At 41.6% G+C, this 23,148-nt stretch carries 23 protein-coding genes; 21 read left to right on the forward strand and 2 right to left on the reverse strand.

What is annotated here, in order from left to right:
- Positions 1-83 precede the first annotated feature (83 nt).
- The 17 genes from C5745_RS15495 (at position 84) to C5745_RS15575 (ending at position 18,688) form a co-directional block, all read left to right on the forward strand.
- Positions 84-773 carry an OmpA family protein gene (locus C5745_RS15495; protein WP_105717921.1) on the forward strand — a complete coding sequence of 230 codons (690 nt, stop codon included), beginning with the start codon at positions 84-86 and terminating at the stop codon, positions 771-773.
- Between the two features lie 203 nt (positions 774-976).
- Positions 977-2,404: a tRNA (N6-isopentenyl adenosine(37)-C2)-methylthiotransferase MiaB gene (miaB, locus tag C5745_RS15500; RefSeq protein WP_105717922.1), complete on the forward strand. Its 1,428-nt coding sequence runs from the start codon at positions 977-979 to the stop codon at positions 2,402-2,404.
- A 13-nt stretch (positions 2,405-2,417) separates the two neighbouring features.
- Entirely contained in the window at positions 2,418-3,677 is a 1,260-nt protein-coding gene (locus C5745_RS15505; protein WP_105717923.1) for a sigma-54 interaction domain-containing protein, read from the forward strand.
- A gap of 8 nt (positions 3,678-3,685) precedes the next feature.
- Positions 3,686-4,207: an LptE family protein gene (locus tag C5745_RS15510; protein WP_105717985.1), complete on the forward strand. Its 522-nt coding sequence runs from the start codon at positions 3,686-3,688 to the stop codon at positions 4,205-4,207.
- Between the two features lie 6 nt (positions 4,208-4,213).
- A complete protein-coding gene (locus C5745_RS15515) occupies positions 4,214-5,308 on the forward strand; it encodes a hypothetical protein (RefSeq protein ID WP_105717924.1) in 1,095 nt (364 codons plus the stop codon).
- An 11-nt stretch (positions 5,309-5,319) separates the two neighbouring features.
- Entirely contained in the window at positions 5,320-5,697 is a 378-nt protein-coding gene (gene secG, locus C5745_RS15520; protein WP_105717925.1) for a preprotein translocase subunit SecG, read from the forward strand.
- Positions 5,698-5,986: 289 nt separating this feature from the next.
- Entirely contained in the window at positions 5,987-6,262 is a 276-nt protein-coding gene (locus C5745_RS15525; protein WP_105717926.1) for a co-chaperone GroES, read from the forward strand.
- 71 nt (positions 6,263-6,333) lie between these two features.
- Positions 6,334-7,974, forward strand: coding sequence for a chaperonin GroEL (gene groL, locus C5745_RS15530; protein WP_105717927.1), 1,641 nt, complete (start codon positions 6,334-6,336; stop codon positions 7,972-7,974).
- A gap of 98 nt (positions 7,975-8,072) precedes the next feature.
- Positions 8,073-8,582, forward strand: coding sequence for a CD225/dispanin family protein (locus tag C5745_RS15535; RefSeq protein WP_105717928.1), 510 nt, complete (start codon positions 8,073-8,075; stop codon positions 8,580-8,582).
- Between the two features lie 4 nt (positions 8,583-8,586).
- Entirely contained in the window at positions 8,587-8,973 is a 387-nt protein-coding gene (locus C5745_RS15540; RefSeq protein ID WP_105717929.1) for a DUF2752 domain-containing protein, read from the forward strand.
- A gap of 153 nt (positions 8,974-9,126) precedes the next feature.
- Positions 9,127-10,596 (forward strand): sensor histidine kinase, encoded by a 1,470-nt coding sequence (locus C5745_RS15545; protein WP_105717930.1) that lies wholly within the window; start codon positions 9,127-9,129, stop codon positions 10,594-10,596.
- 6 nt (positions 10,597-10,602) lie between these two features.
- Entirely contained in the window at positions 10,603-14,199 is a 3,597-nt protein-coding gene (locus C5745_RS15550) for a response regulator (protein WP_105717931.1), read from the forward strand.
- A 20-nt stretch (positions 14,200-14,219) separates the two neighbouring features.
- Positions 14,220-14,591 (forward strand): response regulator, encoded by a 372-nt coding sequence (locus C5745_RS15555; protein WP_105717932.1) that lies wholly within the window; start codon positions 14,220-14,222, stop codon positions 14,589-14,591.
- The gene (locus C5745_RS15560) at positions 14,592-15,416 is read left to right on the forward strand and encodes a CheR family methyltransferase (protein WP_105717933.1); all 825 of its coding nucleotides are present in this window, start codon (positions 14,592-14,594) and stop codon (positions 15,414-15,416) included.
- An 11-nt stretch (positions 15,417-15,427) separates the two neighbouring features.
- Positions 15,428-16,003: a chemotaxis protein CheB gene (locus tag C5745_RS15565; RefSeq protein ID WP_105717986.1), complete on the forward strand. Its 576-nt coding sequence runs from the start codon at positions 15,428-15,430 to the stop codon at positions 16,001-16,003.
- Positions 16,004-16,015: 12 nt separating this feature from the next.
- On the forward strand, positions 16,016-16,390 hold the full coding sequence (locus tag C5745_RS15570; RefSeq protein WP_105717934.1) for a response regulator: 375 nt from the start codon (positions 16,016-16,018) through the stop codon (positions 16,388-16,390).
- Between the two features lie 15 nt (positions 16,391-16,405).
- Complete coding sequence (locus tag C5745_RS15575) at positions 16,406-18,688, forward strand: mechanosensitive ion channel family protein (RefSeq protein WP_105717935.1); 2,283 nt, start codon at positions 16,406-16,408, stop codon at positions 18,686-18,688.
- A gap of 165 nt (positions 18,689-18,853) precedes the next feature.
- Here the strand turns inward: C5745_RS15575 and C5745_RS15580 are convergent, their stop codons facing one another.
- Together C5745_RS15580 and C5745_RS15585 are read right to left on the reverse strand one after the other, a co-directional pair.
- On the reverse strand, positions 18,854-19,264 hold the full coding sequence (locus C5745_RS15580; RefSeq protein WP_105717936.1) for a hypothetical protein: 411 nt from the start codon (positions 19,262-19,264) through the stop codon (positions 18,854-18,856).
- A gap of 252 nt (positions 19,265-19,516) precedes the next feature.
- Complete coding sequence (locus C5745_RS15585) at positions 19,517-20,359, reverse strand: universal stress protein (RefSeq protein WP_105717937.1); 843 nt, start codon at positions 20,357-20,359, stop codon at positions 19,517-19,519.
- A 290-nt stretch (positions 20,360-20,649) separates the two neighbouring features.
- Here C5745_RS15585 and C5745_RS15590 point away from each other — a divergent pair, with 290 nt between their 5' ends.
- From C5745_RS15590 to C5745_RS15605, 4 genes are all read left to right on the forward strand, one after another.
- Entirely contained in the window at positions 20,650-20,892 is a 243-nt protein-coding gene (locus C5745_RS15590) for a hypothetical protein (RefSeq protein ID WP_105717938.1), read from the forward strand.
- Between the two features lie 69 nt (positions 20,893-20,961).
- Positions 20,962-21,522 (forward strand): DUF4142 domain-containing protein, encoded by a 561-nt coding sequence (locus C5745_RS15595; protein ID WP_105717939.1) that lies wholly within the window; start codon positions 20,962-20,964, stop codon positions 21,520-21,522.
- A 10-nt stretch (positions 21,523-21,532) separates the two neighbouring features.
- The gene (locus C5745_RS15600; RefSeq protein ID WP_105717940.1) at positions 21,533-21,769 is read left to right on the forward strand and encodes a hypothetical protein; all 237 of its coding nucleotides are present in this window, start codon (positions 21,533-21,535) and stop codon (positions 21,767-21,769) included.
- A gap of 241 nt (positions 21,770-22,010) precedes the next feature.
- Positions 22,011-23,135 carry a Re/Si-specific NAD(P)(+) transhydrogenase subunit alpha gene (locus C5745_RS15605; protein WP_105717941.1) on the forward strand — a complete coding sequence of 375 codons (1,125 nt, stop codon included), beginning with the start codon at positions 22,011-22,013 and terminating at the stop codon, positions 23,133-23,135.
- The last annotated feature ends 13 nt before the right edge of the window (positions 23,136-23,148 follow it).

The raw sequence follows: 23,148 nt of genomic DNA on the forward strand, positions 1-23,148 counted from the left end.
GTTGATTTACGCCTTAGTTGCTGCATTTTGGCATTTACTTTGTTTGTATAATGTAATTAAGTAAACATAGAAAATAATTAATTATGAAATTCAATAGAAAAATAGCTGTATATGGCTTGTCAGTAGCCACGTCAGTAATGTTGTTTGCTAGCTGTGCGGCTGTACAAAATGCTAGTAATACAACAAAAGGAGCTACCATTGGAACAGCCGCGGGAGCTGGTTTAGGGGCGTTAATTGGTGGCAAGGCCGGTAATACGGCTATCGGAGCTATCGCAGGCGCGGCTATTGGTGGTGTAGCAGGTGGCTTGATCGGTAAAAAGATGGATAGACAGGCAAAGGAGATTGAAAATACCGTCGCTGGAGCAGAAGTAATCAAAGCCGATGAAGGTATCATTGTGAAGTTTGACGAAGGTATTTTATTTGACTTTAATAGCTCCACGTTGAAATCTGCCGCAAAGACAAATATTTCTAAGTTGGTAGAAACGCTCAACAAAGAGCCCGGTACGAACATCTTGGTTGTAGGACATACCGATAACATTGGTACGCTGGCTGCAAATCAGAAGGTGTCGGAATCTCGCGCAGCATCAGTCAGAGCTTATGCCGTTTCACAGGGATTGAGTAGTTCCCGGATAAAAACGGAAGGTAAAAATTATTCGGAACCAATTGCATCCAATGATACGAACGCCGGACGAGCTGAAAATCGTCGTGTGGAGATTGTGATTGTAGCTGGTGACGACATGATTAGAGAAGCACAAGCAGAAGCTGGGAATTAAGCAGTAGAACTTTGCTTATATAAAAACGAAAAGCGCTGTCCGGATAGAACAGCGCTTTTTTCTTAGCGTGTCTTCTTTAAAGGACTGCCCAAGCCTTCATCTTTGTTAGTATCCTGATGAGCCGCGGGTTTTTTCATAAGCTCTGCCAAACTGTCACCAATCTAAGTTTTTATTTGTAACTTTGTAGTCTTTTAGTTGATGCTATGATAGAATTACAACACACGACAAAAACACACGACGAGTCTCGTCAAGGTGAGGCTTTGGATATGCTTCCTACAGGCAAATCTACAGGGAGGAAATTGTATATCGAAAGTTACGGCTGTCAAATGAATTTCTCCGATAGCGAGATCGTTGCTTCTATTCTGTTGGATAATGGTTTTGAAACAACCAAAGATTATAAGGAAGCTGATGTTGTCTTTATCAACACATGCTCCATCCGGGAGAACGCAGAACAGCGTGTGCGGAATAGACTGAAAGAATTCGAATCTGCGAAAGCGAAAAATCCAGGCCTGGTAGTAGGTGTTCTAGGTTGTATGGCTGAGCGATTGAAGTCGAAATTTCTAGAAGAGGAAAAATTAGTTGATGTCGTCGTGGGCCCGGACGCTTATCGTGATTTGCCAAACTTGATAGACAAGGTTGATGACGGAAATAAGGCGGTCAACGTATTGCTTTCAAGAGAGGAAACCTATGCAGATATTAGCCCGGTACGCTTGAACTCTAACGGAATTTCTGCGTTTATCTCTATAATGCGCGGATGTGACAATATGTGTTCATTCTGTGTTGTTCCTTTTACACGCGGGCGTGAACGAAGTCGGGACTGCCATTCTGTTGTGAAAGAAGCACAAGATCTGTTTAACGCAGGCTATCGGGAAGTCACTTTGTTGGGACAGAATGTCGATTCGTATAAATATTCAGTAGCAGAAGGCGAAACGCCGGGACAAGTGGTAAACTTTGCGCAGCTATTGGCTATGGTGGCGGAAGTAAGTCCAGAACTTCGTGTGCGTTTTTCCACTTCTCATCCGAAAGACATTACCGACGAGGTATTGCATACCATGTCTCGGTACGAAAACATTTGTAATTACATACACTTGCCAGTGCAATCGGGAAGCTCACGGGTATTAGAATTGATGAACCGTACCTATGACCGGGAATGGTATATGGATAGGGTTAATGCTATCCGTCGCATTATTCCAACCTGTGGTATATCTACGGACGTGATTACGGGGTTCTGCACAGAAACAGAAGAAGAACATCAAGAAACGCTTTCTATGATGGATTACGTAAAGTATGATTTTGCTTATATGTTTGCTTATTCCGAGCGACCAGGTACATTGGCTGCGAAACGTTATGAAGATGACGTACCAGAAGAGGTGAAGAAAAGACGTTTGACGGAGGTCGTCAATAAACAGCAGGAGCATAGTCTTTATCGTTTGCAAAATTTCGTTGGCAAAGTGCACAAAGTTCTTATTGAAGGATTTTCAAAACGATCGGACCAAGATTATTGTGGTCGGAATGATCAAAATACAATGGTTGTCTTCCCTATTGATGAGCGCTTCAAGCCGGGGCAATATGTCCATGTATTGGCTGAACGTTGCACATCGGCAACTTTAATTGGCAGGATTGTAGAGTAGAGGTTGGAAGAAAATGGATATTCAAGATATTAAAAATAGATTTGGAATCATTGGTAATTCACCGCTGCTAAATCGTGCAATTGACGTCGCCTGGCAAGTGGCCCCAACGGATATATCTGTATTGATACAAGGCGAAAGTGGATCAGGGAAAGAGGTTTTTTCACATATTATCCATCAGTTAAGTGCGAGAAAGCATGGACCGTTCATCGCGGTAAACTGTGGTGCGATTCCAGAAGGAACAATAGATTCCGAATTGTTCGGTCACGAGAAGGGTTCGTTTACGGGTGCACACGAAGCACGAAAAGGATATTTCGAAGTCGTAGATAGCGGGACTATTTTTTTGGATGAAGTGGGCGAACTCCCTTTAGGGACACAAGCCAGACTATTACGGGTATTGGAGACGGGTGAATACATTCGTGTAGGTTCATCGAAAGTACAGAAAACAAATGTACGTGTAGTTGCGGCAACGAATGTCGATGTGTATGAAGCGGTAAAAAAAGGTAGGTTTCGAGAAGATCTGTATTATCGTCTGAATACTGTCCCGTTGCGGATTCCTTCTTTACGAGAACGTAAAGAAGATATTAATTTGCTCTTTAGAAAATTCATTGTTGATTTTTCAGATAAATATAGGTCGCCCGGGGTACAATTGACACCAGACGCACAGGAAACGCTAATGAAGTACAGTTGGCCCGGAAATGTGCGACAGCTAAAAAATATTGCCGAGCAAATTGCTGTGTTGGAAAAGGAGCGTGTTGTCGATTCTCCTATACTATCTAAATACTTACCTATAGAGCAACCCGTATCATCCTTGCCTGTCTTTGTCAAAGATGCCGGAAAAGAAGATTTTTCAGAGCGAGATTTATTATATAAAGTCCTCTTTGATATGAAAAAGGATATGGTGGATTTAAAGAAACTTGTGGTAGAGCTTATTAAGGAAGGGGTAAGTCCAGGTACTTATGAGCAAAATTCACCGTATATCAATCAATTGTATAAAGAAGTTAAGCCCTCCGCCGGCTATTTAGGAGAAGAAAGCACACATCCCACTTTAACTATTCATAATCCTAATCAGGGCTCAAAAGGGAATGACTACATGTCGTATGATGACCAAGAAGCTGAGGAAATAGAGGAGTCGCTTTCTTTGGTAGAGAAAGAATCGGATTTGATAAAAAAGGCGTTGAAGAAACATAAAGGTAAACGTAAGGCAGCCGCTCGTGAACTGGGCATTTCTGAACGCACCTTGTATAGAAAAATCAAAGATTTAAATTTAGATTGATGAATACCATGAAAACGAGAAGTATATTTTTATTTCCCTTTTTAGCAGTTGTGGTATGTTTCTTATTTAACGGCTGCGGTGTTAAATATGGTTTTACAGGAGGGTCTATTCCCCAGAACATGAAGACAGTGCATGTGGCTTATTTCGAGAATATTGCGCCTATGGTCTACCAAACGCTCGGTCAAAACTTTACAGAGGGATTGAAGGAACGTATCCGAAACCAATCCAGACTAAGTCAAGTCAACGGTGAGGCGGACGCCATGTTCGAGGGTGTCATCACGGGATATGATATTGCTCCCGCAGCAGTGGAGGCCAACACCGATCGTGCGGCCTTAAACCGTTTGACGATTACGGTTAAAGTAAAATATACAAACCGTTTAGATGAGACGGGAGAGAGTAATTTTGATGAATCGTTTTCGCAATTTAGGGAGTTTTCTGGTTTGATACAATCGCAAGAAGAAAACTTAACAAGAGAAATTATTAACTTACTGACGGAAGATATTTACAATAGAGCATTCGCTAACTGGTAAAATATTATGGGAAATCAAGGGTCGTCATTTACACATTTATACCACCAGGCTTTGGTTAGCCCAAAGGATATTGCCCTGACTGATTTTGAGCAATTGCTCGCTCGATATCCCTATTCGCAGCCACTTCACTTTGCTTTTGAAAGGCACAAATTTTTGAAAGAAGGGCCGTCAGTTCGCCTCGAAAAACGGGCGATTTTGTTGGCAAGTAGCGCCAACTGGTTGGCGGAATATGTTCAGTTGCCGGTGGAAGACGTGCCTATAGTAGAAGTGGAAGATGACGATTATGTGCCCTTTGAGGATATTGCCAGATCTTTGGATGAGACGGAAGAACCTCTCGTGGAAGTACGCTTAAAGGATGAAGGGGGCGAGGAATCGGATGAGCAACAAGTTGATACGCAACCTGTCGCACCTGGGGAGGAATTACAGCGTAAAGATGCCTTAGAAACGTTGGTACAAGAAGGGATAGGAGGCGGAGATTATTTTGCTGTCCATGCTAAGGATATATCGTTTGAACAGCAAAAAAACGAAGTTTCTGAAGAAGAACTAATAGAAGACGACAGAAAAGAAGAAAATATTAGTTTATATAATGACGAGTTGATGCCTTATAGCTTCCGTTGGTGGTTACACAAGACCCGACTGGAGCACGCGGATACGTATCAACCATTTGTAAGTCCACGAATTCCAGTGGCAAATAGAACCTCATTTGATCCAGCGGAATTGGATCGCGTTACACTCGATCAACAGATTCGTGAGCATATTATCCACTTACAACATCCGGAAGACAAACTTAGCGATGAGGTGAAGCGTCGCGAATCCACCACTAATGGGCCAAGTAAAATAGCAGAAGTAATAGAGCGATTTATTCGGGAGGAACCTCAGATACAACCTCCGCAACCAGAGAATTTAAATGTCGAAAACAAAGCCAGAAAGAGCTCGGAAGAACAATTTGATTTAGTGACAGAAACACTCGCGGATATATACGCAGATCAAGCCATGTATGTCAAGGCTATAGAAGTCTATAAAAAATTAATTTTGAGATTTCCAGAAAAAAAATCGTATTTTGCGACCCGAATTAAGGAACTGGAAGAAAAACTATATTAACAAATAAAATAATGCAAACATTTTTAATTGTCCTGATCATACTGGCAAGTGTTTTATTGGGATTTATCGTGTTGATTCAAAACCCTAAAGGAGGGGGCTTGGCATCAGGGTTCGCTGGCAGCTCTAATTTAATGGGGGTGCAACGCACAGGTGATTTCTTAGAAAAGGGAACATGGGGCTTAGCCATTGCATTGATGGTATTCTGTTTGGCGATGAACATTTTGGGTCCATCATCTGGAGGGGGAACAGGAGGGCTTGGTGATCAAATCGATGCTCCGGCGCAAACTTCTCCGCTGAACCTTAATCCGAACTCAACACAACAAGAAACAGCGCCCGTCATGGAAACGGAAACGCCCACGTCGGCAACTGGCGTTGATACCGTAAATTAAGAAGTAGCTTAATCGATATTGAAGACCTCGCAAACTAGTTGTGAGGTCTTTTTTTTAACGATCTGTTTTAATAAGACTACTAAGAATCCACATCTCGCTTTCACCGCTATTGTGCTGCGTATCCGGTGATGGCGGTTTTTTGAAATACTGTCTCATTTAGTATGACAGGATGGCGTTAGTGCGTGAAAAAATGGCAATAATTTCCTCGTTTTTTCATTTGGCATAGTTGGTGATGGAGATGGAGAGAAGAATTTAAATCAAAAATCAAATTAAAAATAACTAGATTACTATGGCATTAAGTATTAAACCTATCGGAGACAGAGTTGTCGTAGAGGCAGCTCCCGCAGAAGAAAAAACAGCATCAGGAATCTACATTCCGGACACCGCAAAAGAGAAACCTTCTCAGGGTACTATCGTTGCAATAGGAGTGGGGAAACCGGAAGAGCCGCTAACTGTTCAAGTGGGCGATAAAGTTTTATATGGCAAATATGCAGGTACAGAAATCACTTACGAAGGTAAGGAGTATTTGATTATGCGTGAATCTGATATTTACGCGGTTCTATAAGTCAAGGTAAAATCAATATTAAAAAAAGAGTTAGCAATATCTAATACTTAGTACTAAATACTAATTAAAAAATGGCAAAACAAGTAAGATATAACGTAGAAGCGCGTGACGCACTGAAAAAAGGTGTCGACACCTTGGCGAACGCAGTAAAAGTAACTTTAGGGCCTAAAGGTCGTAATGTAATCATCGAGAAAAAATTTGGATCTCCTGCGATTACAAAAGATGGTGTAACCGTAGCCAAAGAAATCGAATTGAAAGATGCTTTGGAAAACATGGGCGCACAGATGGTGAAAGAAGTTGCTTCTAAAACGGCTGATCAAGCTGGCGATGGTACAACAACCGCCACTGTTCTTGCTCAGGCTATCGTTGCTCCGGGTTTGAAATCTGTAGCAGCGGGTGCTAACCCAATGGATCTGAAACGTGGTATCGATAAAGCAGTTGCTGCTGTTGTCGCTAATTTGCAATCGCAATCAAGAGAGGTTGGAGCTGATAACAACAAAATCAAACAAGTTGCTACGATCTCAGCAAACAATGATGAGGTGATCGGATCTTTGATTGCCGAGGCAATGCAGAAAGTTGGAAACGACGGGGTTATCACGGTAGAAGAAGCAAAAGGTACCGAAACTGAGGTGAAGACAGTTGAAGGTATGCAGTTCGACCGTGGTTATTTGTCGCCGTATTTCGTTACTAACTCTGACAAGATGGAAGCGGATTTGGAGAATCCTTATATCTTGATTTACGACAAGAAAATCAGCAATATGAAAGAATTGTTGCCTATCTTGGAAAAACAAGTACAAACAGGGAAGCCACTGTTGATTATTGCGGAAGACTTAGATGGAGAAGCTTTAGCGACATTAGTGGTGAACAAGATCCGTGGTTCACTGAAAGTAGCTGCGGTGAAAGCGCCGGGCTTTGGCGACCGTCGTAAAGCAATGTTAGAGGATATTGCTATTTTGACAGGTGGTACGGTCATCTCTGAAGAAAGAGGTTATAAATTAGAGAATGCGGAGCTTTCTTACTTAGGCCAAGCAGAGAAGGTAACCGTTGACAAAGACAATACAACAGTTATCAACGGCTCAGGAAATGCGGACGATATTAAAGCGCGTGTTGCACAAATTCGTTCACAAATCGAAACTACAACGTCAGACTACGACCGTGAAAAATTACAGGAACGTTTGGCGAAATTGTCTGGCGGTGTAGCTGTACTTTATGTAGGTGCTACTACAGAAGTGGAGATGAAAGAGAAAAAAGATCGTGTAGACGATGCATTGCATGCTACCCGTGCTGCAGTGGAGGAAGGTATAGTTGCTGGTGGTGGCGTTGCTTTTATCCGTGCGACTGAAGCGTTAGTAGATCTTAAAGGAGCTAATGAAGATGAAACAATCGGTATCGACATTATCAAGCGTGCTATTGAAGAACCTCTTCGTCAAATTTGTAACAACGCTGGTATCGAAGGTGCCGTAGTTGTTCAAAAAGTAAAAGAAGGTACGGCTGACTTCGGGTACAATGCACGTACAGATGTATACGAAAACTTGATTGGTGCAGGCGTTATCGATCCTACCAAAGTTTCTCGCGTAGCGTTGGAAAATGCAGCTTCTGTTGCGTCTATGCTATTAACTACAGAATGTGTGTTAGCTGATGAGCCAGAAGAGGCTGGAGCGGCTGGTGCTGGAGCTCCTCCAATGGGCGGTGGTATGCCAGGCATGATGTAAGATAAGGACATCCCTATTATATAATTGAAACAAAAGGCTTCGGATATTTTCTGAAGCCTTTTTTCTTTTTTATATTTAGTCCAACATATTCATATCAGATGCAAAAATATCATTATACGGATGGAACAAATACGTTCGGTCCTTTTTCGGTAGAGGAGTTAAAAACCAAAGGTATTACCGGCGATACATATGTATGGACTGAAGGTATGCCGAACTGGGTGCTTGCTAAAAATGTACCGGAATTGAGCGGTATGCTATCCATCGATTCGCAGCCTTATTTCACAGGATCACAAACCTCTCCTCAATTCCCGAATACACCGGCTTCACCTTATAACCAGCGTATGGGGCAACCGCCAAAGACCTATTTGCTGGAAACGATTCTTACGACCATTTTTTGTTGTTGGCCGTTAGGAATTCCCTCCATTGTGTACGCATCACGCGTGGAAAAAAAATTCTATGCTGGTGATCTACCGGGAGCGGAGGCGGATTCTGCAAATGCAAAAAAATGGTTGTGGATCAATGTCGGCGTTTGTATTGGATTGTGGGTGCTTTATTTCATCATCTTTGGTTTCGCAATGTTCGGGGCAATGATGTCCGGAAATTTCTAACAACATGTTGAGAAAGTATCGTTGGGTATTTCTAGGAGCCAGTGTGGTAATGTTGGGAGCAGCGACCTACATTTATTATACCTTCGATCCTGCCGCTCATAGCTGGTTCCCACAATGTCCGTTCAAGGCATTGACGGGATTGGATTGCCCGGGATGCGGTTCGCAACGTGCCGCTCACGCAATATTACATGGAGATTTTGTGGGAGCTTTCCATTACAATGCTTTGCTACTACCTTTTATTCCCTACCTAACCGTCGGCTTTGGGTATCGGTTGGTGAAAGATCCGGATGAACGTCTAATGAAATGGCAGAAAATCCTGTTTGGTGAATACGCCATTAAAATTTTAATAGCTATTATTTTTGTGTATTTTATTCTGCGAAATATGGTGTAGATTCTTTATTCGTAATCCTTATACTTAAACATGGAAACGTATACAAATTCTTTTCTTCTCTTTCTTTGAAGAAGGCTCGAAGAGCAGCTTTTTGGATTGGTTTTTGTCCCATCCGCATAACGCTAAGTTCGTAAAACTCATAAAAATGAATGCATGATTTTAATCGTTGACGACCAAATAGAAAATATATATTCGCTAGATAAGCTGCTAAGATCCAAAGGTTTTGAAGTTGATTCCGCCCTTTCGGGCGAAGATGCCCTTAAAAAAGTGTTGAAAAATGACTACGCACTGGTTATTCTGGACGTGCAAATGCCGGGCATAGATGGCTTTGAAGTAGCGGAAACGCTATCGGGGTACAGCAAAACCAAAGAAGTACCTATTATATTTTTATCCGCTGTGAATACAGATAAGAAATTTATAGCTAGAGGTTACGCTTCGGGTGGGATAGATTATATAACCAAGCCGGTAGATCCCGATATTTTAATGCTGAAAGTGAAGACATTCTATCGATTATATGAGCAGACATTAGCACTGAACGAGACCCAAAAAATATTGGAATCAGAGATAGAAACGAGAAAAAAGGCGCAACAGGAACTGAGAGATAAGGTGGAGCACTTACATACTACGCTCGAAAGTTTACCGCAAATTGCTTTTACAGCGGACGGTCAAGGCCGAATTACTTTTGTCAATAAAAGGTGGTATAAATTTTCTCGATGTCCCGAGACGTTCCCCGAAGTACACCCGGATGATACTTGCATCAAACAAGTTTGGAAACACTGTATTGAACGTAGCCAGCCGTTGGAGCTGGAAGTGCGTATCAAAGGACTGAAATCCGGACTTTTTTGTTACCATCTTTTACGTATTATTCCTGTCAAGGACAGAACGGGAGTACGCAGTTGGGTAGGAACTTTTACCGATATACACGAACAGAAGGAAGAAGAGCGGAAAAAAGATGAATTTTTGAGTATAGCAAGCCACGAACTCAAGACTCCACTGACGAGCATCAAGGCTTATATTCAATTATTAGAACGTATGCCGGATGTCCAGAAAGAAAGCAAATTTGCAACTTATATTAGCCGTGCGCAAAATCAGATCAATAAATTGGACAGTCTTATTGCTGATCTATTAGACATTTCCAAGATTGAAAATGGAAAACTAAAGGTGAATAAAAAGCTGTTTAATATGGAAAAGCTGATTGAAAGCGCTATCGAAACCATTTATTATACGCATAGCCATGTGCAGGTAAAAATCGAACGAAAAGGGGAAATAATTACACAAGAAGTGAACGGTGATGCTTTTCGTATCGAACAAGTGCTAATCAACTTCCTGACGAATGCTATAAAATATTCTCCCGACAGTGACAGCGTAGTTGTACATACTGCTGCCGATAGAGATCAGCTTTATATAGCCGTCCAAGATTTTGGAATTGGTATTCCGGACCACAAAAAAAATAATATCTTTACGAAATTTTACCGCGTGGAGGAATCATCTGTAAAATTTCAAGGACTAGGGATCGGTTTGTATATCTGTGCAGAAATTATTAGACAGCACAATGGCACGTACGGCATAGAAAGTTCTTCAAACCAAGGGACTACCTTTTATTTTACTATACCATTTAACTAAATCGTTATGTCCAAGAATCTTATTCGAAAATTACAGATTGGATTTGGATTTTCGTTGTTTGTATTGTTGTTAAGTTCATCTGCTTCCTACATTAGTATCAAAACGCAGATGAATAACCGCAACAAGGTTATCAAAACACACCGAACAATCGATTCGATCAATCAGATTTTGATTAATCTACAGAATGTGGAAACAGGGCAACGTGGGTATCTGTTAACAGGAGAAGTAAAGTTTTTAGGACCTTATCATGGAAGCCGAACTTCCCTGCCAGCATCTTTATCCGCAACCCGCGAGTTAACCAGTGATACACCAGAACAAGCACGACGCGTAGACAGCATAGAGGCATTAATGACGACGAGGTTGGATCTCTTAAATGAACATGTTGATTTAAAAAGAGAGGGAGGGGCAGTTACGGTCGAACAGTTGGAGCGTGGTAAATTGTATATGGACAGCTGCAGGAATATTATTGGTCGTTTTGTGCGGGAAGAAGCTAGTAAGCTCGATCTCCAAACCACGAGAATGCAGCGAAATTCAGGATTGACCTCATTCTTTATCATTTTGGCAGCTTTGGTTTCTCTTATTGTCACCATCTTGTTCTATCTACAAATTCGGAATGAGTTTCGAAGACGAGAGAACATGCAGGCACTGCTTCGTGACAAAGATGAAGATACGACACATCGGTTGAGTATTATACACAATATGGCGCAACAGATTGCGGATGGAGACTATTCCGTTAGGCTAGACGACGTTGAAAAGGATACGCTGGGTTATATCGCATCTTCTCTCAACGGTATGGCAATCGCGTTGGAAGAATCGTTTGGAAAGCTCAATGATAACGAGTGGCGACAAACCGGGCTAGCTAAAATAAACGATATTTTAGCGGGCAATAAGACGGAGGAGATTGTTGCGAATGACGCGTTGGAGTTGTTGGTGTCTTATACAGAGTGCTTAAATGGGGCGGTTTATATATGGGACAAAGGGCTGCTTTCGCTGTCCGGATCCTATGGTTTGGTAGACCATATTCAGAAGGAATATCAGCCGGGCGAAGGGATTGTGGGGCAAGTGTTTAAAGATAAACGAATTAAAGTTTTAGAAAACGTAGATGAAAAGGACTATGTTGTTAGTTTTTCTTCGGGAAAAATAAAAACCACCCATCTACTTTGGTTGCCTTTGATGGTAAAAGGACAGTGTTTTGGAGTAATTGAGCTCGGAAGTAGGTTGCCTTTTGTGCAATTGGACATGGACTTCTATCAAGAGGCTTGTCGCAATATTACGTTAGAAATTTTAGCAGCGAAAGGGAGAAAGCAGATCCAAACGTTACTGGAAGAAACGCAAGCGCAGGCAGAGGAACTACAGACGCAACATGCAGAACTAGAGAATCTTAATACGGAGCTAGAAGCTCAAACGCAGAAACTGCAGGCCTCTGAAGAAGAACTACGCGTGCAACAAGAAGAGCTAATGCAGTCAAATCAGGAATTAGAAGAACGCTCAAAACTGTTAGAGGAAAAGAATCATCTCATTGCTGAACGAAATCTTGAAATCCAAAAGAAAGCGGAGGAACTCGCGCTCAGCACAAAATATAAGTCGGAGTTTCTTGCCAATATGTCGCATGAGCTCCGGACACCGCTAAATTCTATTTTGTTATTATCTCGATTAATGGTCGAAAATGCAGATGCCAATTTAACGGAGGACCAAGTGGAATCCGCCAAGGTTATACAAAGCTCTGGTTCTAGCTTATTGAGCCTTATCGATGAAATCTTAGATCTATCGAAGATAGAAGCTGGCAAGATGGAACTCGAGTACGAACATGTGGCATTGAGCGATCTTAGAAACGACTTATTAAGTTTGTTTTTGCCAATAGTGGAGGAAAAGGGACTTGAGTTAAAGGTTGAAATAGACGAAGGCGCAGCGAACTACGTGGAAGTAGATAAACTAAGGGTTGAGCAGGTGCTCCGTAATCTACTTTCCAACGCCATTAAATTTACGCCCAAAGGTCGCGTCACATTATCGATCTCTCAACAACACGATGATCCCGATTATATACAGTTCATCGTGAAAGACACAGGAATCGGAATTAGTCCAGAAAATCAAAAGATTATATTCGAGGCGTTCCAACAAGCAGACGGTTCTACTCGGCGTAAGTTTGGGGGGACCGGATTGGGGCTTTCTATCAGTAGAGAAATTGCCCGATTACTGGGTGGCGAAATTACATTGAACAGTGCGCTAGGTGAAGGGAGCACATTCAGTCTTGTTATCCCAGTTCGGAAAATGGCCAAGCCTTTAGTAGCTGCACCTGATCTGCTAGTAGAGAGCATAACACATGATGTAAAAGAGGTGACCTCCCTAGTTACTGACCCATCCTCGTCGTTAACTATCTCGGATATTCCTGAGGAAGTTAAAGATGACCGCCATGATATAAAACCGGGGGATAGCGTTATCCTTATTGTTGAAGACGATACACCTTTTGCTAAAGCATTGCTTAAATATACACACCAGAACGGATACAAGGGCATCGTCATTGTACGGGGTGATTGGGCGACAGAGGCGGCTGAAAAATATCAACCTTTGGCAATTTTATTGGATATACAGCTTCCTGTAAAAGACGGGTGGCAAGTGATGGAAGAACTCAAGAGTAATGCAAAAACAAAGCATATCCCCGTTCACATTATGTCCTCGTTGGAAGTGAAACGGGAAAGTCTGTCAAAAGGTGCTATTGATTTCATAAATAAACCTATCGCGATAGAACAGATTGGACAAATGTTTCGTAAAATAGAAGATGCGCTTACCCGGAGCCCTAAAAAGGTGTTAATTGTCGAAGAAAATCCAAAACATGCGACAGCATTATCCTATTTTCTGAGCAATTTTAATATCGTTTCCGAGATAAAAAACAGTGTTGACGATAGTATTCGCGCATTGATATCCGACAATGTTAATTGTGTTATTTTGGATATGGGTGTGCCGGACGAAACAGGCTATAATACGTTGGAAGCGATTAAGCAAAATGAGGGGCTGGAACATCTGCCTATTATTATTTTTACAGGCAAAAATTTATCTCAGACGGAAGAGCTGAAAATAAAACAGTATGCCGATTCGATTGTTATAAAGACGGCACATTCGTTCCAACGTATTCTGGATGAGGTAGGGTTATTTCTTCACTTGGTGGAAGAAAGTAATCTAGAGCCGGAAAAAAGGAAACTAAATAAGCTAGGCTCCCTTAACGAGGTGCTTAATGAAAAAACGGTGTTGATTGCAGATGACGATGTGCGAAATATCTTTTCGTTGACGAAAACATTGGAGCACTATCAAATGAAGGTAGTTTCAGCAATAGATGGGAAAGAGGCGTTACAACAATTGGAAATGCATCCGGAGACATCGATTATCTTAATGGACATGATGATGCCTGAAATGGACGGTTATGAAACGATCAGACAAATCAGGAGTATACAGAAATACGCCAAATTACCCATCATTGCCGTGACGGCAAAGGCGATGACGGGCGATCGTGAAAAATGTATCAAAGCGGGAGCGTCGGATTATATATCCAAACCGGTCGATAAAGACCAATTGTTATCCCTTTTGAGAGTCTGGTTATATGAAAACTAACGTTGGAATTATACATGACAATGAATACGCAAAAGGTAATTTTAATTATCGATGACGATAGCCGGAATATTTTCGCGTTACAATTAACGCTGAAGGCTAGGCGATATAAGTTTTTATCTGCTCAGAACGCGCTAGAAGGCTTGCAGCTTTTGCAATCTAACTCCGAGATAGGGTTGGTGCTGTTGGACATGATGATGCCCGAAATGGATGGTTATGAAGCTATAAAACAGATTCGAGGTTCGGATGTATATGGAAGGGTTCCAATAGTTGCTGTTACAGCAAATGCAATGAGTGGCGACCGGGAGAAATGCTTGGCGGCCGGAGCAGATGATTATATTGCGAAACCCATCGACGTGGATAAGTTAATGAAAGTTATTGAGGAGCTGTTATAGATGATAGAGCTGGATATCGTGAAGGACGAGGATATGGAAATGCTGTTAAAGGATATTTCCAATTTGTATGGTTATGACTTTACACAATATAGCAAGGCGTCTTTAAAACGACGCCTCAATAGAATATGTATGCTCGATAAGTTCGCAAGCTTTGCGGAATTAAGATATAGGCTTACGCATGATCGTGCCTATCTATCGCGTTTTATTGAAGAAATAACCGTCAATGTCACGGAGATGTTTAGGGACCCTCAATTTTACGCTACGTTACGCCAGCATATATTACCCGTCCTAGGAACATATCCGTTCATTCGTATCTGGGTTGCAGGCTGTTCAACAGGCGAGGAAGCTTATTCACTGGCCATATTGCTAAAGGAAGCTAATTTGTTTGATAAAACATTGATTTATGCGACGGACATTAATCCCAACGTGCTAGAAAAGGCTTCCAAAGGTATTTTCCCATTAAATCAAATGAAACAGTATTCCAGAAACTATATTTTATCAGTTGGAAAACGGGATTTTTCTTCTTATTACGTTTCGATGTATGACGTGGCAAAATTCCATTCTGATCTAAGTAGTAGAATGGTGTTTTCCACCCACAATTTGGTGTCAGATTCCTCTTTTAATGAATTTCAGCTTATTTTATGCAGAAATGTCCTTATCTATTTTGACAAGGACCTTCAAAACAAAGTGTTTAAACTTTTTGACGATAGTCTTCAGCCACTTGGTTTTTTGGCGTTGGGAGCCAAAGAAACGCTTCGATTTTCCGATGTCGAGCACCGATACAAACAGTGGAATGAGGATCGAATTTGGAAAAAAATATCCTAGTAAAAATGACCATGAAAAAGGTGACAGAGATTCTATTAGTAGGCGGGTCTGCGGGAAGCATCAGCGTCCTTCTGGAGGTATTGCCTCATCTTAATGGTCACCTTTCTTTTCCCATAGTAGTGGTGGTTCATCGCCAATCGCATCCCGAAAGTATATTGGAAGGAGTACTGGGGTCTCGTAGCCATTTGCCAGTGGAGGAAGCGTATGATAAAATGACACTGAAAGCAAGTTACATATATCTAGTGCCGGCAGATTATCATCTTCTATTTGAAAACAAGCAGCTAGTCTCTTTGGATTATTCGGAGAAAATTAACTATTCCCGGCCATCTATCGATGTCTCTTTTCGATCTGCCGCACAAATATTTACGGAGCATACCACTGCGCTGTTGCTATCTGGAGCCAATACAGATGGTATCGACGGTTTGCGGTGTATAGCACAGCAGCGAGGTACAATCCTGGTCCAGGATCCGGACACAGCCGAAATAGCTTATATGCCTCAGCAGGCCCTTCTTAATCTACAGGTCGACACGGTTTTAAAACCAGAAGAAATGGCTTCCTTCATTAATCAGTTGAGTACGGACTATTAATTTAACAGCACCATGAAGAACAAAACAATACTTGTATTTGATGATGATACCAATATTTTAGATGTTTTTACCATTGTTCTCGAATCCTCGGGATACCAAGTAGAAATTTCCGAAACCTCGCATAATATTTTGGAACGGGTTAAAGAAGTAAGCCCGGACATGATTATTATGGACAATTGGATTCCTAATATTGGCGGTGTAAAAGCCACACAAATACTCAAAAGTGACCCTGCTTTTAAGCATATCCCCGTCATTTATTGTTCAGCGAACAACGATGTAAGTTCGCTCGCGGAACAGGCAGGAGCAGAGGCATACCTAGCCAAGCCGTTTGATTTGGATGAATTGGAGAATACGGTCGCGGGCCTGCTTCAAAATAAAGCCCGGTAAAGCCATGCGCAGGTTATGGATCAAACAAAGGACACCTTACGCCATATCAGGACAAAACGTTTGAACCGTAAATGGTGTTCTATTCCTACAACTATGGGCGGAATGAAGAAGAGTAGAAGGTTGGTACAGTGGCTTTTTGTGTTGATGCTGTACGGCACCATTTATCCTGTGGCCCACTCCCAAGATTCGCTCTTTCATTCACAAGAGGTCATTTGGAAGGAAAGGCAAGCACAGGTGCAGCATTGGAAACGGGTACAAGATACCTTTTCAACCACTGTCGATAGTGTAAAAAAGCGTCTTTTTTTCGAGCGTGGGGCACGTGATACCACCGCCCTAGATAGCACATTGATCTTTCTGATTGAGAAAAAGAAAGGGATTTCAAAATTTATTTATGATATTAAGACTGCCCGAACGACATGGCTGCTAACACCTGAGCCTACACCTGTGGAAGGGGATAGTTTAGTTTTAGAAGAATTGTTGGAAACGGATTCTGTCGAAAACAAAAATAAAGACTTGGTGGACACATTGTCACATCTGATCAATGGATATGAAAGACTGATTGGCGACGTCATTTATCTGGAAAGATGGCTTGGCAACCAACGAGCAGAAGTAGCAATAAATGACGTAGATACGAGCACCGTTAAGAAGGATGATCCTGTTCGACGGCATATCGTGCGGGCGGTACAGACCAATTTAGGGAAGGATGGTTCCACTTCAGGGTTTTTCGATTTTCCGGCATGGAGTAATCGTCTTTTTCTAATTTTGGTAAGCCTATTTTATTTTTATTGGATGTATAAGTTGGGGCGTAAGGCAGAGCAGGACGATGAGGAATTTCGATTATATCAGAACGAACCATTATGGATCCCGTTTTTAAAAGCGTCCATTTTCTTTTTGACGTTATTGCCTTTTGCCTCCTTGTCTGTGCCTGTGCTTATTCTTGAAAGCAGCTATTTCCTCGTCTTCGTGTTCCTTTATATTCTTTTATACAAAGAACTTTCGGCTTTTAAACGGAAAGTACTGGGGCTGATTTTCATTTCCTATATTATATTGATAGTTGCGAATCTCTTTTTATCCGCCCCGTGGTGGACGAAGGTTTTTGCAATACTGGCTAACGTCATCGGTATGGTCGTGGTTTGGTCTATAGGACGCCGGACAGACGTCGATAATCCGATAGGATATATTCACCTCTATGCCCGTTGGGTGATTATACTAGGACATTTTCTGGCCATCGTGCTAAATATAATGGGATATGTCAGTTTTGCGCGTATGTGGAGTTTAGCGGCGGGTATTGGATTGTTACAAGTTATTGCACTACGTGCTGTATGCGAAATGTTACTTCACGATATTGAACAGCAATATGAACGAGCGAAGCCCGAAGCTATGTTGCGCCGTTTCGATCTGAAGCGGATGTTGCTGAGTTTTGAACGCCTATTCCGTTTTTGTTCGGCTGCATTGATTGTGTTAGTATTGTTGAACAATTTCCATCTCGTCCGAGAAGCGAGTTCGCTGTTGGAACGTTTGCTCATGACAGAACATAAAATCGGCGGAATTGCGTTTGCCTATGGTAATCTTATGCTTGCAGGCGCTGTTATTTGGTTAGCAAACTGGTTTCAGAAAAACTTGAAAAATCTATTAGATGATTCTTCGCCTAAAAATGAGTTGCAAGTTCGGAAGGTGACGCTATTCCCGCTGTTTAGGCTGCTTATTATCGTTATAGGTTTTTTGATAGGCATTAGTATACTCGGTTTAGGGATCGATAAATTGACGGTTATTATTGGTGCTTTGAGTGTCGGTATAGGTTTAGGATTACAGAATGTCATCAATAATTTCGTTTCGGGTATTATTCTGGTTTTCGAAAAACCTTTCAAGATCGGTGATTATGTGGAATTGGCTGATAAAAAAGGCCAGGTGATGGAAATCGGTATTCGTTCCAGTACGTTACTGACTGATGAAGGAGCTCGAGTAATTATACCTAACGGTGACCTACTTTCTGGAAGGCTAGTCAATTGGACGTTTAGAGACGCGGATATTCGTGTGAATATGACATTAACTGTGGACAATACCATTCGGGTTGAGGAAGTCAAGCAAGAATTGGAAGTCAAACTGGCGAGCTTTGAGGAGATAGACCGATCTATTCCCATGAAAATATTCACAAAGGAAATTACGGTTGATAGCTATCAACTTAGTATTCAAGTAGGCATTAAGCACGTTCGTTATATTGAACGCTTTCGGAGTCGATTTTTAGAATCCTTTAAGGAAGATATGGATGCCCGAGGGGTCAAGGTATCCTCGGGCTAAAAAAACTGTTATGATGACTATACTGCCCTTTTTGTGATGCCTCTGTACCGTATGCTGCCGGTACTCACATCATGGTTGATTATGCGAACATCGGGTAAATCAGCTTTCCATGACGGATAGTGTTCAATATATATGCGCCGAAGACAATATTCGTCTCTCCTCGTATTAGATGAATCGCGAATCTCTTCCGGTAGGATTTGTGCCCGGTTCGATTGAAGTACCGCGGTCAATGTTAGGCTCCGGCGTCGAGAGTTCATTAATTTCGGGTTCTGCGTCCGGGTTGATCTCGTCGATATCGGGATTTGGAGCTTCTAATGGAGCGATGTCAGGTTGCTCATCGGGCTGGTTCTCATCGATTTCATCCAATTCCGGTTCTTCCCGTTCCAGAGGATCTACATCAGGTTGTTCAGGAGGAAGATTTTCAATGCGTTCCCCGCCATCGGGTAGATTTTCTTCATCCGGTGAATTTCCTTCTCCGCCGCGATTCGGAGTCGCAGGATCAGATGCTGGGTCTACCACTGCGAAAGCTAGAATAGGACCTTGTCCGTTCTCAGCAAAAAAGTTTTGTGTTTTCATCTGATTATTTTTAATTCTTAAGTTGGTGATAAAACGAAGCTATAGCCCCATTTCATTATGTTTACTGTATTTAATGTGTTAATTGAACCTTCTCAGTTAAATATAGTTGCAGTGATAAATACCCGAAAAATAAAATAAATACCCTTAACTATGATATTTGCTCGGTTTACGTTAATCTGTATACAAGGTGTTGAACAAAAAACGACCCTATTAAGGATCGTCAAGGCTTTTTACATACGTTCATGAGGCTTTCTATTCCTCAGTTTCTCTAAGAAGCAACAGCGGAATACCCGACTTTTTGATCAGCTGTTTGCTTACACTTCGGCGAAAGAGTCGCTCAAAGAATCCATATGATTTTGGAATAGTAACGATTAATCCCGCGTTATGGTATTCTGCAAAAGTTTCTATTTCTTCTGCAATATCATTACCTGTTGTATAGTGATATTCCGGTTGAACTACTTCCAATAACGCATTAATTTTATATTGCTCCGTAGTTGTGTCGGGGTTTGCTCGTTCCCCTTCTGGCATCACATTCAGAACTAGTAATTTTGCTCGAAGTCTCTCTAACCACTGGGTAATTTCGGCCACGGGCGTGTTAGACGATACCTTTCTTAAATCGCAGGCGAAAACGATCTTGTGTATGGGTTCATAGCCAACGTGGTTTGGGACGATAAGTAATGGTTGCTTTAAGGATGACGCTAAATTGGCGGTATTACTGCCAATTAGCGCTTGTTCCAAATTACTCCTTCCTGTGGCTCCTACTACGACCAAGTCAGCATCCCATTTTTCGAGAAGTCCTTCAATCCCGTGTAGCAACGGGAAGTTATTCGTTACCATATGGATGTTCACAGTGCTGTTCCCACCCAGTATCTGTATTAACTCCTGCTGTACCGCCTCTAAATTTGATATACTTTGTTTCTCTATAAGAGAAGGGGCTGCGTCTGTCATCGGAAGATCTGTGCCAATGGGCAGATTGTCATATGCATGATAAAGTACAATTTGATTTGCCTCTACAGATTTTGCTAGATTCGCGGCATATCGGGCAGCATTGAGTGCTGATTCTGAAAAGTCCGTTGTAATGATAATTGTTTTCATCTGATTATGTTTTTGTTCTGTCGTTTTCTTTTAACCGTATTTAATGAACAATCTGTTATAAGGGATTGTTTATTAAATATATACCTAAAGCGATAAATACGAGTCGGAGTGTGAGATACGTGTTGAGACGGCGTGAAATACCCTAATTTAATTTTTAGCCAACTATTTCGAGGTACAATCCTTTTACTATGAAAGAGATATGTTGTACTCTTGAAGCTATTACAGCAAGTGTATACGGTAACAATAAGAAGCAGTAATAAAAATAGATGGTTTAATTAAAAAAGAATAACATGGAAAATTTAGAAAAAAACGTCAATGCGAAGGAAGGCGAAATGACCAAGGAAATTGAAAACAAAACAGCAAAAGTGCCGTCAAAGGCATATTTATGTGTCGCCATTGCGGCGATGGCGGCATCCGCTACGTTAAAATGTATGGGACATAAGCATACCGCTTTATTTGTCGGACAGTGGGTCGCTCCTTTTTTACTTTTTGGCATTTACAATAAGATCGTAAAAACACAAGGACACGATTAATATCGAGAGATTAAAGGCCGTTCCGATTTACATGGGACGGTCGTAATTGTTCACTAAAACAACAAAGGTATGAAAAGATATCTCAAGTATTGTTTCGCCGTGCTAGGTACGGTTATTCTATTTTTACCAAATATATCCGCGCAGGAAGCCAATAGGGACCAAGAGTTTTTAACGAAAGCGGTTAGTTCGAATCAATTTGAAATAGCATTGGGAACACAGGCCTTAAATCAGTCAGAAAATGAGGAGATTAAGCAATATGGTCAGATGTTGGTCAACGATCACACCAAAGTATTGGAGGAGCTGGAGGAAGCTGCTATGTCCAAAAAGCTGGTCGTACCAGATGGGATGGAAGAAGATCAGGCCTCGATATTGAAGTCGCTGTCGGTGCTGACAGGAACAGATTTTGACAGAGCCTTCAAGGATGTCGCGGTAAAAATGCACGAGAATGCTATCGCATTATTTGAAAATGCGTCCAATAATTTAAATGATGAAGAATTTAGAAGTTGGGCGGCAGAAAAAGTGCCCTCGCTCAGAAGCCACTTGGAGAAGGCCAAGGAACTACAGGTGACATCCTCCGAATCTCATATTTCTTCTCATTCTATGGAGGGAGATTCAATAGAAACCTTATAAATAAATAACGATGGCAACAAAAGTAGAGAATGAAAAGACAGGTCTCAGAGAGAAAAAGAAAAAAAAAGAAGGCGATACTTATCAGGAACTTGGGTCGGTGATCGAAAAGACAGAACGTACTAAAGACGGCGATGGAGAAGCGGGGGTAGATTCGCAAGCAGAGCAACTGAATGATATGCCAAACGATCCTACGGATCGCCCTTTGGAGCGCGAAAAAAAGGATAGAAAAGCGCAGAATAAAAAATAAATTGGGATAGCGTAGCAATGGCACAATCGTAGTAGGAACAAAGTGAAATGTATTCCGATTATAAATCCGAAATAGTTAGCCTGTAATAATATAAATTCCATACTAAAAGAGGTGATAAATAATTGTTATTTTATTTATCACCTCTTTTTATTTTAATTATATTAATTAATGTCTTATATTCGGCGAATTTGCAATATTTTTTAGTGGCAATTGGTTTATTGTAATATCATATTTAAAAAAAATGATTCTAGGGGTACTTAAAGAAACCAAAGTTAGTGAGCGCAGAGTGGCGCTTAGTCCGGAGATAGTTAAACTGCTCGTCAAGAAGGACTTTAAGGTTCAGATAGAAAGTGGCGCTGGGCTGGGCTCCAACTTCGCGGATGAAGATTATAAGCTGGCAGGCGCAGACATTGTTCGGAAAGCCGATATTTTTAATGCAGACGTCGTTCTCAAGGTGAATGCTCCTACGTTAGAAGAGGCTTCGCAGTATAAGAAGCAAGCGGTCAGTATTTCTTTGCTATATCCTTATACGCAACCGGAACTTCTCGATATGCTAAACGCTCGTCAAATTACGTCCTTCGCTATGGATGCGGTGCCTCGTATATCACGGGCGCAGAAAATGGACGCCTTGAGTTCGCAGGCAAATTTGGCTGGCTATAAGGCGGTAGTCATAGGAGCGAATGCATTGGGGAAAATATTCCCATTGATGATGACCGCTGCGGGCACAATTACCCCCGCGAAGGTGCTTATTTTTGGAGCTGGAGTAGCTGGTTTACAAGCTGTCGCTACAGCCAAACGTCTTGGTGCTGTGGTCGAAGTGTCCGATGTGCGTCCAGAGACAAAGGAACAAGTGGAATCGTTAGGTGGCCGCTTTTTAGTTGTTGAGAGCGCCGAAGAGGTAAAAACAGAAGGCGGTTATGCGAAAGAAGTTTCGCAAGAATTTCTAGCAAAACAGCAGCAATTGATTAAAGATAAAATCAGAGACGCTGATCTTGTCATTACAACCGCGCTGGTGATGGGTAAGAAGTCACCGATTCTGGTTACAGAAGAAATGGTTAAATCGATGAGAGCCGGTTCTGTCATTGTGGATATGGCGGTTGAATCTGGTGGTAATTGTGAAATTTCAGAGTTCAACAAAACTGTCGAAAAGCATAATGTCACTATAATCGGAGAATCTAACATTCCGTCATTGTTAGCCGTCAATGCTAGTCAACTGTATGCAACCAATATTAGTGCTCTGTTACTTCACCTGGCCAGCAATGAAGGCTTTAAATGGGAAATGGACGAAGAAATAACCAGAGGTGCATTAATTACACACCAAGGGGAATTGGTGCATGAATTTACAAAATCTATTTTATCTAAATAATTTAAAAATCATA

Origin of the sequence: Sphingobacterium haloxyli (genome assembly GCF_002980525.1) — a bacterium.
GTDB classification, from domain to species: domain Bacteria; phylum Bacteroidota; class Bacteroidia; order Sphingobacteriales; family Sphingobacteriaceae; genus Sphingobacterium; species Sphingobacterium haloxyli.